The sequence below is a fragment of the Variovorax trehalosi genome (assembly GCF_051216415.1).
Lineage (GTDB): Bacteria > Pseudomonadota > Gammaproteobacteria > Burkholderiales > Burkholderiaceae_C > Variovorax.
Window position 1 is genome coordinate 69,451 of sequence record NZ_JBPJZG010000008.1, and the last position, 11,447, is coordinate 80,897.

Annotated in this window: 10 protein-coding genes; 8 read left to right on the top strand and 2 right to left on the bottom strand. The window is 65.9% G+C overall.

Annotated features, from left to right (window positions below; translation table 11 throughout):
• The first annotated feature begins 12 nt into the window (after positions 1 to 12).
• Both ACSFA7_RS26890 and ACSFA7_RS26895 read left to right on the top strand, forming a co-directional pair.
• The gene (locus ACSFA7_RS26890; protein WP_435502184.1) at positions 13 to 981 is read left to right on the top strand and encodes an alpha/beta hydrolase family protein; all 969 of its coding nucleotides are present in this window, start codon (positions 13 to 15) and stop codon (positions 979 to 981) included.
• On the top strand, positions 978 to 2,054 hold the full coding sequence (locus ACSFA7_RS26895) for an aldose epimerase family protein (protein WP_435502185.1): 1,077 nt from the start codon (positions 978 to 980) through the stop codon (positions 2,052 to 2,054). Before ACSFA7_RS26890 ends, ACSFA7_RS26895 begins: the two co-directional genes overlap by 4 nt.
• Before the next feature lie 9 nt (positions 2,055 to 2,063).
• Here ACSFA7_RS26895 and ACSFA7_RS26900 read toward each other — a convergent pair whose 3' ends face one another.
• Complete coding sequence (locus tag ACSFA7_RS26900; protein WP_435502186.1) at positions 2,064 to 2,999, bottom strand: SMP-30/gluconolactonase/LRE family protein; 936 nt, start codon at positions 2,997 to 2,999, stop codon at positions 2,064 to 2,066.
• Between the two features lie 115 nt (positions 3,000 to 3,114).
• Between ACSFA7_RS26900 and ACSFA7_RS26905 the strand changes: the two genes are divergently transcribed.
• On the top strand, positions 3,115 to 3,888 hold the full coding sequence (locus tag ACSFA7_RS26905; RefSeq protein ID WP_435502187.1) for an SDR family NAD(P)-dependent oxidoreductase: 774 nt from the start codon (positions 3,115 to 3,117) through the stop codon (positions 3,886 to 3,888).
• Here the strand turns inward: ACSFA7_RS26905 and ACSFA7_RS26910 are convergent, their stop codons facing one another.
• Complete coding sequence (locus tag ACSFA7_RS26910) at positions 3,889 to 4,848, bottom strand: LysR family transcriptional regulator (RefSeq protein ID WP_435502188.1); 960 nt, start codon at positions 4,846 to 4,848, stop codon at positions 3,889 to 3,891. It abuts the gene before it with no gap.
• Between the two features lie 142 nt (positions 4,849 to 4,990).
• Between ACSFA7_RS26910 and ACSFA7_RS26915 the strand changes: the two genes are divergently transcribed.
• The 5 genes from ACSFA7_RS26915 to mmsB all read left to right on the top strand — a co-directional run bounded on the left by ACSFA7_RS26915 (position 4,991) and on the right by mmsB (position 11,444).
• Entirely contained in the window at positions 4,991 to 6,445 is a 1,455-nt protein-coding gene (locus tag ACSFA7_RS26915) for an aldehyde dehydrogenase family protein (RefSeq protein ID WP_435502189.1), read from the top strand.
• Between the two features lie 63 nt (positions 6,446 to 6,508).
• Positions 6,509 to 7,474 (top strand): ABC transporter substrate-binding protein, encoded by a 966-nt coding sequence (locus ACSFA7_RS26920; RefSeq protein WP_435502190.1) that lies wholly within the window; start codon positions 6,509 to 6,511, stop codon positions 7,472 to 7,474.
• Positions 7,475 to 7,616: 142 nt separating this feature from the next.
• Positions 7,617 to 8,687 (top strand): multiple monosaccharide ABC transporter substrate-binding protein, encoded by a 1,071-nt coding sequence (chvE, locus tag ACSFA7_RS26925; protein ID WP_435502191.1) that lies wholly within the window; start codon positions 7,617 to 7,619, stop codon positions 8,685 to 8,687.
• A gap of 35 nt (positions 8,688 to 8,722) precedes the next feature.
• Positions 8,723 to 10,249, top strand: coding sequence for a multiple monosaccharide ABC transporter ATP-binding protein (gene mmsA / locus ACSFA7_RS26930; protein ID WP_435502349.1), 1,527 nt, complete (start codon positions 8,723 to 8,725; stop codon positions 10,247 to 10,249).
• Positions 10,236 to 11,444 (top strand): multiple monosaccharide ABC transporter permease, encoded by a 1,209-nt coding sequence (gene mmsB, locus ACSFA7_RS26935; protein WP_435502192.1) that lies wholly within the window; start codon positions 10,236 to 10,238, stop codon positions 11,442 to 11,444. Before mmsA ends, mmsB begins: the two co-directional genes overlap by 14 nt.
• The last annotated feature ends 3 nt before the right edge of the window (positions 11,445 to 11,447 follow it).

The window sequence follows — 11,447 nt, forward strand, 5'->3', positions numbered from 1 at the left end:
CCGCTGCCTTTCATGCCCGCCCTGTGGCGACATCGACGCCTCGCGTTCGTGCTGCTCGCGTTGATGCAGGCGGCCTGTGCGCAGCGCGCCGGCGCCGACCTGCGCGCGCCGGGCACACCGGCCGCACGCGCGGCGGCGGCCGAAGACGAATTCCTGCACTGGAACCAGCCGGCCGTGCGCGCGAACTGCCCCGACCGCCGCGGCTACCTCTGGGTGCAGCCGGTCGAGGGGCCGGCCTGCATCCGCTATTTCGCGAGCGACGAGATCGACGGTGCGCGCGTGGCCATCGTGCAGTTTTCCGGCGACCGCGACAGCGTGATGGACCAGCCGCCCACGCGCATTTCCGGCAACACCGAGGCGCTGCGCACGCTCGATGCGCAGCGCAGCCGCGACCGCGCGGGCGTGCCGTGGATCTTCATGGCGCGGCCCGGCACGTACGGCTCGTCGGGCGACCACCGCAAACGGCGCGAGCCCGTGGAGTTCCACGCGCTCGATGCGGCGCTCGATGCGCTCATGCAGCGCCACCAGCTGCAGCGCATCGTGATCCTGGGCCACAGCGGCGGCGCGACCGCGGGCGCCGCGCTGCTCACCATGGGCCGCACGCGCGTGGCCTGCGCGGTGCTGACCTCGGGCGCCTACGGGCTGCTCGAACGCGCGCGCATGCTGGGCATGTCGAAGGACGGCCGCACCGACACCACCGGCAGCACGCAGTTCTACGATCCGCTCGACCATGTGAGCGGCATCGTGCGCGACCCGTCGCGGCGCATCGTGCTGATCGGCAACCGCGAAGACAGGAACACGCCCTTCGCCCTGCAGCAGCGCTTCGGCGATGCAGTGGCGAAGGCGGGGCACCGCATCGAGGTGAAGACCCATGCGGCCGAGCCACCCACCTACCACGACCTCACCGACCGCATCGGCCTGCACACCGCATCGCTGTGCGCGCGCGAGGCGTTGTTTCCACCACTCCCCGGAGCCGAATGAGCAGCATCACTTCACATGAATACGGCCACATGCCCGATGGGCGCGCGGTGACCGAATACACCCTCGACAACGGACGCGGCCTCAGCCTCAGCGCCATCAACCACGGCGGCATCGTCACCGCGCTGCGCGTGCCCGACCGACACGGACAGGCTGCGAACATCGTGCTGGGCCTGCCGTCGCTGGACGACTACCTGAAGCCGCATCCGCACTTCGGCACCATCGTCGGCCGCTATGCGAACCGCATCGCGGCGGGACGCTTCACGCTCGATGGTGTCGGCCACCAACTCGATCTGAACGACGGTGTGAATTCATTGCACGGCGGCGCGAAGGGCTTCGGCACGCGCTTCTGGGAGATCGAGCCGGTGTCCGCGGAGGACGCACGCGGCGATATCGCCATCGAGCTGCGCTACACGAGCGCCGACGGTGAAGAGGGCTACCCCGGCGAAGTGCAGCTCACGGTGCGCTACACGCTCTCCGCGACGCAGAACACATGGCGCATCGACTACCGCGCCGTGACCGACAAGCCGACGGTGCTGAACCTGAGCCACCACGACTACTTCAACCTCGCGGGCAGCGGCGATGTGATGGACCACGTGCTGACGCTTTCTGCGAGTCGCTACTGCCCTGTGGACGCCACGTTGATTCCGGTCGGATTGGAAGAGGTGGGCGCCACGCCTTTCGATTTCCGTTCGCCGACGCGCATCGGCGAGCGCATTCGCGAAGGGCATGAGCAACTGCTGCTCGCGCATGGCTACGACCACAACTGGGTGCTCGATCGCAAGGACGACGGCCTCGACAGCCTCGCCATTGCCGCGCGCGTCGCGCACGAAGCCTCGGGCCGCGTGATGGAAGTGCACACCACCGAACCCGGCGTGCAGTTCTATTCAGGCAACTTCCTCGACGGCAGCCTCATGGGCTCGCAGGGTGCGAGCCTGCGCCAGGGCGACGGCCTCTGCCTCGAGACGCAGCACTATCCGGATTCGCCGAACCAGCCGGGCTTTCCATCGACCGTGCTGCGGCCGGGCGAGGTGTTCCGCAGCACGACGGAACACCGCTTCAGCGTCGTCGGCTGAAGCCTTGCGTCAGCCGGCGAACAAGGCGGCCGGCACGCCGGGGCTGCCGATGCGCACGGCGAAGAGTCCGCCGGCCAGCGGCTCGTCTTTCAACTGCGCTTCGGTGCGGCCGTTCCGCGCGGTCGTGATGTAGAGCGTCTGCATATCGGCGCCACCGAATGCGCAGTCGGTGACGTTGCTCGCGGGCAGCACGATGCGCCCGAGTTCGGCCGCGGTCTCCGGGTCGTGACAGGTGACGCAGGCGCCGTCCCAGTGCGCGATCCACAGGCGCCCGGCGGCGTCGGTGGTCATGCCGTCGGGCAGGCCGTCCGGCTTGGGAAAGCGGTGCCACACGCGGCGGTTCGACACCGTGCCGGCTTCCATGTCGAAGTCATAGGCGTAGAGGTTGTTGAGCACCGTGTTGTTGAAGTACATGGTGCGGCCGTCCGCCGACCAGGTCGGGCCATTGGTCACCTCGAAGCCGTCGTCGTGCCTGGTGCAGCGGCCGTCGGCGTCGTAGCGGTAGAGCGCGCCGGTCGGCGCCTTGCAGTCGAAGTCCATGCTGCCGCCCCAGAAGCGGCCGCGGCTGTCGCACTTGCCGTCGTTGAAGCGGTTGTTGATGCGCTCGGGTTCGGGCTGGTGCAGGTAACGCGGCTTGGCGCCGGCACCCGGCAGTTGCGTCGTGTCGAAGAGCGCGAAGCCGCGGCGCAGCGTGAGGACGAGGCCTGGCGCGTTCGCGCGTTCCGAGATCGCGGTGATCTCCTCATCGAACTGCCAGGCCCGGCGCGCGCCGTCCGAAGGACGGAACCAGAACAGGCGCGGCGTGAGGATGTCGATCCAGTAGAGCGCCTGCTCGCGCGCTGACCAGAGCGTGCCTTCACCCAGGTTCGCCTCGGCCGGCCAGATGCATTCGGGGGTGCCCTCGATCGAGGGTGCGGTGTAGCTCGTCATTGTTTTCCTTGTCATGTCTCCTTGACGCGGCGGATCGTATCAAGGCATATTGATAATTGAAATCAAACAATATGGAATAGATCGATATGCATTTTGCAATGTCAGTTTTCCATCTCACTGGAGACCGTTCTTGAATTCACCCCAACTCTCGATCCATCCGAGCCTGAAAGGCCGCACCGTGTTCGTCACCGGCGGCGGCAGCGGCATCGGCGCGGCCATCGTCGCGGCCTTTGCGGCGCAAGGTGCGCGGGTGGCCTTCATCGACATCGCCGAGAGCGCCAGCGCCGCGCTCGCGCAGCAGATCGTCGAGGCCGGCCATGCCGCGCCCTGGTGGCGCGCCTGTGACGTGCGCGACATCGGCGCGCTGCAAGGCGCCATCGCCGATGCGGCCGCCGCGCTCGGCGACTTCGCGGTGCTGGTCAACAACGTGGCGAGCGACGATCGCCACACGCTCGAATCGGTCACGCCCGACTACTACGACAACCGCATGGCCATCAACGAGCGGCCCGCGCTGTTCGCGATCCAGTCGGTGGTGCCGGGCATGAAGCGGCTGGGCTTCGGCTCGGTGGTCAACCTCGGCTCGACCGGCTGGCAGAGCAAGGGCTCGGGCTATCCCTGCTATGCCATTGCGAAGTCGTCGGTGAACGGCCTCACGCGCGGGCTTGCGGTCGATCTGGGCAAGGACCGCATCCGCATCAACACCGTCTCGCCCGGCTGGGTGATGACAGAGCGGCAAGTGAAGCTGTGGCTCGACGAGGAGGGCGAGAAGGCGCTCAAGCGCAACCAATGTTTGCCCGACAAACTGATGCCCGAAGACATCGCGCGCATGGTGCTGTTCCTCGCATCGGACGACGCGAAGATGTGCACCGCGCAGGAGTTCACGGTGGACGCCGGCTGGACCTGATCAGTCCATCTCCAGCTTGCGTCCGTAGACGCTCATGCTCGCCGTCTTGAGCGCCTTCATCATCACCCGCGCCGCAGGCGACAGCAGCCGGTCGGTGCGCGTGATGATGCCGAACTGGTCCATGTGGCAGGGCATGTCCAGCGGCAGCAGCGACACGATGCCGTGCGCCGCGTAGTAGCGCGCCACGTCGGTCGCCAGCACCGCCAGCATGTCGCTCTGCTGCAGCATGCGGGTGATGAAGAGCAGCGCCGAGCTCTCGATGGTGTTGGTCGGCGGCGCGAGCCCTTCTTCCTGGAACATCAGCTCGAAGCGGTGGCGCAGCACGCTGCCCGCGGGCGGCACGATCCAGCCGGCACTGACCACGTCGCGCAGCGTGAGCCCGCTCTCGCCGAGCAACGGATGGCCCGGCCGCACCAGCGCGCACACCGGCTCTTCGCTCAGGGCCTCGTAGCGCAGTTGCGACTTGTCGTGCTCGGCGAAGAGCCGGGCCACGAGGATGTCGAGCTTGCCCTGCTCGAGCCGCTCGATCAGCACCGGGCTGGTTTCGATTTCCAGTGACACCCGCAGGTCGGGTTGCTCGCGCTTGACCATCGCGACGGCCGGCGGCAGCAGCGCCAGCCCCGGCGCGGTGATGGCGCCCACGCTCACCTGCCCGAAGCGGCCGGCCTTGAGCGCGGTGAGTTCGTCGTGCGCCTGGTTCAGGCTCGCGAGCGCGACGCGGGCGTGGCGGATCATCGTCTCGCCGTACCAGGTGGGCCGCATGCCGCGCGGCAGGCGGTCGAACAACGGCACCTCCAGCACGTCTTCCAGGTCTTTCAGCAGCTTCGACGCTGCGGGCTGGGTCATGTTGAGCACCTGCGCCGCGCGGTGGATGTTGCCTTCCTCGGCCAGCGCGACCAGCAGCAGGAGCTGCCGGGTCTTGAGCCGCGCGCGAATAAACCAGTGGTTGTAGTTGGTCATGACTTCGTGGAACTAAGGGCTTATCGGGTTTTCCAGAATCCGATGATCGATATGCATTTTGTCGAAAAAACGATTGGATCGATATCAATTCTGTTCCTAGACTCACGCCAATTCAAAACAAGAGACAAAGATCGGCGCCCTCGTGATCCACGGTGAGATCCATCAGAACGTGCGGCAGTACATCAACGGCCGCTGGGAAACCAGCGCGACCACCGGTGTGAGCGCCAATCCGTCGGACACCAGCGAGGTGGTCGCCGAGTACGCACGCGCCGATCGCCGCCAGGCCGAGGCCGCCATCCGCGCGGCCACCGAGGCTTTTCCGCACTGGAGCCACAGCACCCCGCAGCGCCGCGCCGACGTGCTCGACCGCATCGGTGCCGAGCTCTTGGCGCGCAAGGACGAACTGGGCCTGCTGCTGGCGCGCGAACAGGGCAAGACGCTGCCCGAGGCGGTCGCCGAGACGGCGCGCGCGGGGCAGGTCTTCAAGTTCTTCGCGGGCGAAGCGCTGCGCGGCGGCGGTGGCGAGAACATGGCCTCGACGCGGGCCGGTGTGCAGGTGGACGTGACGCGCGAGGCGGTCGGCGTGACCGGGCTCATCACGCCATGGAACGCCCCCTTCGTGATTCCCGCCTGGAAGATTGCGCCGGCACTCGCCCATGGCAACAGCGTGGTGTTCAAGCCGGCCGAGCTGGTGCCGGCCTGCGGCGGCGCGCTGGCCGAGATCATCAGCCGCGCCGGCCTGCCGGCGGGCGCCTTCAACCTCGTGATGGGCAGCGGCCGCGAAGTGGGCCAGGCGCTGGTCGACAGCGCACTGGTCGATGCGCTGAGCTTCACCGGCTCCGCGGCCAACGGCGAGCGCGTGCTGCAGGCGGCCGCCACCCGGCGCGCGAAGGTACAGCTGGAGACCGGCGGCAAGAACGCGCTCGTCGTGCTGGCCGATGCCGACCTCGATCGCGCCGTTGACTGCGCGGTGCAGGGCGCCTACTTTTCCGCGGGCCAGCGCTGCACGGCATCGAGCCGGCTCATCGTCGAGGCGGCGGTGCACGACGCCTTCGTGGCGAAGCTGCGGCAGCGCCTGAAGACGTTGAAGATCGGCCACGCCCTCGAACGCGGCATCGACATCGGCCCGGTGGCCGACGAAGAGCGCCTGGCAATGAATCTCGCGTGGGTCGACATCGCGCGCGAAGAAGGCGCCGAGCATGTGTGGGGCGGCGAGGCGCTCGAGCGTTCGACGCCCGGCTATTACATGAGCCCCGCGCTGTTCCTCGCGAAGCCGGCGCACCGCATCGCGCGGGAAGAAATCTTCGGCCCCCTGGCCTGCGTGCTGCGCGCCGACGACTACGACGAGGCGCTGGCGTTGTGCAACGACACGCCCTTCGGCCTCTGCGCGGGCATCTGCACCAACTCGCTCAAGCACGCGATGCATTTCAGACGCCATGCCGTGGTCGGCATGACGATGGTCAATCTGCCGACCGCGGGGGTGGACTTCCACGTGCCCTTCGGCGGCCGCAAGGGGTCGGGCTACGGGCCGCGCGAACAAGGGCGCCACGCCGCGGAGTTCTACACGACGGTGAAGACCGGCTACATGCTGGCCTGAGCCGTCACAGCAATCGGTTCTCGAACGGTTCTCAACAAGCAAATCCACAGAAGGAGACATCCCATGACCATGAATCGCCGCACCCTCAACACCGCACTCGCCGCTGCCGCCCTGGGCGGCATGCTGCCCGTGTCCGCGCTCGCGCAGAAGAAGCTCGTGCTGGGCTTCGCGCAGGTGGGCGCCGAGAGCGAATGGCGCACCGCCAACACCGAGTCGATCAAGTCCTCGGCCAAGGAAGCGGGCATCGAGCTCAAGTTCTCCGATGCGCAGCAAAAGCAGGAGAACCAGATCAAGGCGATCCGCTCGTACATCGCGCAGAAGGTCGACGTGATCGCGTTCTCGCCGGTGGTCGAGTCGGGCTGGGAAACCGTGCTGCGCGAAGCCAAGGCCGCCAAGATTCCCGTGGTGCTGACCGACCGCTCGGTGAACACCAAGGACGACACGCTCTACGTGACCTTCATGGGTTCCGACTTCGTCGAGGAAGGCCGCAAGGCCGGTCGCTGGCTGGTCGAGAAGATGAAGGACCAGAAGGGCGACGTGAACATCGTCGAGTTGCAGGGCACCGTGGGCTCCGCGCCGGCCATCGACCGCAAGAAGGGCTTCGAGGAAATCATCAAGGCCGATCCGAAGTTCAAGATCATCCGCTCGCAGACCGGCGACTTCACCCGCGCCAAGGGCAAGGAAGTGATGGAAGCCTTCCTCAAGGCCGACGGCAAGAAGATCAACGTGCTCTTCGCGCACAACGACGACATGGCGATCGGCGCGATCCAGGCCATCGAGGAAGCCGGCATGAAGCCCGCGAAGGACATCACCATCATCTCGATCGACGGGGTGAAGGGCGCGTTCGAAGCCATGATCGCCGGCAAGCTCAACGTGTCGGTGGAGTGCAGCCCGCTGCTCGGCCCGCAACTGATGAGCGCCGTGAAGGACATCAAGGCCGGCAAGGCGCTGCCCAAGCGCATCGTGACCGAAGAAGGCATCTTCCCCATGGAAGTCGCCGCCAAGGAATTCCCGAACCGCAAATATTGAGTACTCCCCCAGGCTACGCGCACTTCGTGTCGCTTCGCCAACCCCCTCGCCGGGGGCAACACCAGCGGCCCGGCAAAGCCGGTTCCGCGGTGTTCCTTGAACAAGACAACGCCCATCAAAGAAAGACGGAGTTCATCGCACCATGAAACGCAACTTCCTCAAGGCCTCGCTCGCGGGGCTGGCCTTCGCCGTCGTCGGCTTCACGCCCCTTGCCAACGCGCAGGACAAGGGCCTGATCGCCATCTCGATGCCCACCAAGTCGTCGGCCCGCTGGATCGCCGACGGAGCGAACATGGTCAAGTACTTCAAGGACAAGGGCTACAAGACCGACCTGCAGTACGCGGACGACGACATCCCGAACCAGCTCGCGCAGATCGAGAACATGGTGACCAAGGGCTCGAAGGTGCTGGTGATCGCCGCCATCGACGGCACCACGCTCTCGGATGTGCTGCAAAAGGCTGCCGACAAGGGCGTGAAGGTCATCGCGTACGACCGTCTCATCAAGGGCTCGAAGAACGTCGACTACTACGCCACCTTCGACAACTTCCAGGTCGGCGTGCTGCAGGCGCAATCGATCGAGGCGGCGCTGGGCTTGAAGAGCGGCAAGGGCCCCTTCAACATCGAGCTCTTCGGCGGATCGCCGGACGACAACAACGCCTTCTTCTTCTACAACGGCGCGATGTCGGTGCTCGATCCGTACATCAAGAGCGGCAAGCTCGTGGTGCGCAGCAAGCAGATGGGCATGGACAAGGTCGGCACGCTGCGCTGGGACGGCGCGGTGGCGCAGGCCCGCATGGACAACCTGCTGTCGGCCTACTACACCAAGGACCGCGTGGATGCGGTGCTGTCGCCGTACGACGGTCTCTCCATCGGCATCCTGTCGTCGCTCAAGGGCGTGGGCTACGGCTCGGGCACGCAGGCGATGCCCATCGTGTCGGGCCAGGACGCCGAGGTGCCGTCGGTCAAGTCGATCCTGCGCAAGGAGCAGACCTCCACCGTGTTCAAGGACACGCGCGAGCTGGCCAAGGTGACGGTCGCGATGGCGGACGCCATGCTCTCGGGCAAGACGCCTGAAGTGAACGACACCAAGACCTACAACAACGGCATCAAGGTCGTGCCCTCGTACCTGCTCAAGCCGGTGAGCGTGGACGGCACGAACTGGAAGCAGGTGCTGGTGGACAGCGGCTACTACAAGGAAAGCCAGGTCAAGTGAGCACGGTGAGCGCAGACGGGCGCACGATCCTCGAGATGCGGGGGATCACCAAGACGTTTCCGGGGGTGAAAGCCCTCAGCAACGTCAACCTCGCGGTGCGCGCGGGGGAGATCCACGCGGTGGTCGGCGAGAACGGCGCGGGCAAGTCGACGCTCATGAAGGTGCTGAGCGGCGTCTACCCGTGCGACTCGTACACCGGCGAGATCCATTTCGAGGGCGAGCTGCGCCGCTTCAAGACGATTGCCGACAGCGAGAAGCTCGGCATCATCATCATTCACCAGGAGCTCGCGCTGGTGCCGCTGCTCTCGATTGCCGAGAACCTGTTTCTCGGCAACGAGATCGCCACTGGCGGCGTGATCGACTGGTTCGCCGCCTATGCGAAGACGCGCGAGCTGCTTGCCAAGGTGGGCCTGAAAGAGCTGCCCACCACGCTGGTGACCGACCTGGGCGTCGGCAAGCAGCAGTTGGTGGAAATTGCCAAGGCGCTGGCCAAGGAGGTGAAGCTGCTGATCCTCGACGAGCCCACCGCCAGCCTCAACGAGAACGACAGCGATGCGCTGCTGACCCTGTTGCTTGAACTCAAGCGCCAGGGCATCGCATCGATCCTCATCTCGCACAAGCTCAACGAGATCGCCAAGGTGGCCGATTCGATCACCGTGCTGCGCGATGGCGCCACGGTCGAGACCATCGACTGCCGCAGCGACCCTATCAGCGAAGACCGCATCATCCGCGGCATGGTCGGGCGCGACATGGAACACCGCTACCCGCAGCGCTCGCCGAAGATCGGCGAAACGGTGTTCGAGGTGCGCGACTGGCGCGTGCACCACGCGCTGCATGCCGACCGCGAACAGATCAAGGGTGTGAACCTGCATGTGCGCCAGGGCGAGATCGTCGGCATCGCGGGCCTCATGGGCGCGGGCCGCACCGAACTCGCGATGAGCGTGTTCGGCAAGTCGTACGGGCAGCGCATCAGCGGCTCGGTGCTCATGCACGGCAAGCCGGTGGACGTGAGCACCGTGCGCAAGGCCATCGACCACGGCATCGCCTACGTCACCGAAGACCGCAAGGGCCTCGGACTGGTGCTGGAAGAAGGCATCCGCAAGAACATCAGCCTCGCGAACCTCGATGCGATTTCCGAACGCTCGGTGATCGACGACGGCCGCGAATTCAAGGTCGCCAACGACTACAAGAAGGCGCTGAACATCCGCTGCTCGGGCGTCGAGCAGCTGGTGGTCAACCTGTCGGGCGGCAACCAGCAGAAGGTGGTGCTGAGCAAGTGGCTCTTCACCAAACCCGAACTGCTGATATTGGACGAACCCACGCGCGGCATCGACGTGGGCGCCAAGTACGAGATCTACACCATCATCGACCAGCTCGCGAACGAGGGCAAAGGCATTCTCATGATTTCTTCCGAACTGCCCGAGTTGCTCGGCATGTGCGACCGCATCTACGTGATGAACGAGGGGCGCTTCGTCGCCGAGTTCACGGCGGCCGAGGCGTCGCAGGAACGCATCATGCATGCCATCGTCAGCGCAGGGAGCTCTGTTCATGTCGCAGCCTGAAGCCAACGCGGTGCAGGGCGCCGCACCCGCTGCCACCCCAAAGCTGCATGCCGGCTTTCTGAAGAACAACCTGCGCGAATACGGCATGCTGATCTCGCTGGTCGCGATCATGGTGCTGTTCCAGGTGCTGACCGACGGCACGCTCTTGCGACCGCTGAACCTCACCAACCTGCTGCTGCAGAACAGCTACGTGGTCATCATGGCGCTGGGCATGCTGCTGGTGATCGTGGCCGGGCACATCGACCTGTCGGTGGGTTCGGTCTGCGGCTTCATTGGCGCGCTCGCGGCGGTGTTGATGGTCGAGTACGAATGGCATTTCATACCGACCGCGATCATCAGCATCGCGGCCGGCGCAGTCATCGGCGCCGCGCAGGGCTGGTTTGTGGCGTTCCGCAAGATCCCCTCGTTCATCGTCACGCTCGCGGGCATGCTGGTGTTCAAGGGGCTCACGCTGGCGCTGCTCGCCGGGCAATCGGTGGGGCCGTTTCCGGTGGAGTTCCAGCGCCTGAGTTCGGGCTTCATCCCTGACCCTCTCGGTGGCGACACGCTGCGCACCACCTCGCTGGTCGTCGGCGCGCTGGCCGCGGCGGCGTTGGTGTTCTTCAAGCTGCGCGGGCGCGCCAAGCTCAAGGCGCACGGCATGGAGCAGGAGCCCTATGCCTTCTTCCTCGTGAAGAACCTGTTCTTCGCGGCGATCATCCTGTTCTTCAGCTACCTGCTCTCGACCTACAAGGGCCTGCCCAATGTGCTGGTGGTGATGGCGGTGCTGATCGTGGTGTACGACTTCGTCACGAACCGCACGACCATCGGCCGACGCATCTATGCGCTGGGCGGCAACGAGAAGGCGGCGCGGCTGTCGGGCGTGAAGACCCAGCGGCTCGCGTTTCTTACCTTCGTGAACATGGGCGCGCTGGCTGCATTGGCGGGCCTGGTGTTTGCGGCACGGCTCAACACCGCCACGCCCAAGGCGGGCCTGGGTTTCGAGCTCGACGTGATCGCGGCCTGCTTCATCGGCGGCGCCTCGGCCTCGGGCGGCGTGGGCCGGGTGATGGGCGCGGTGATCGGCGCCTTCATCATGGGCGTGATGAACAACGGCATGTCGATCCTCGGCATCGGCATCGACTACCAGCAGGTCATCAAGGGGCTGGTGCTGCTGGCCGCGGTGTTCATCGACGTCTACAACAAGAACAAGTAACCG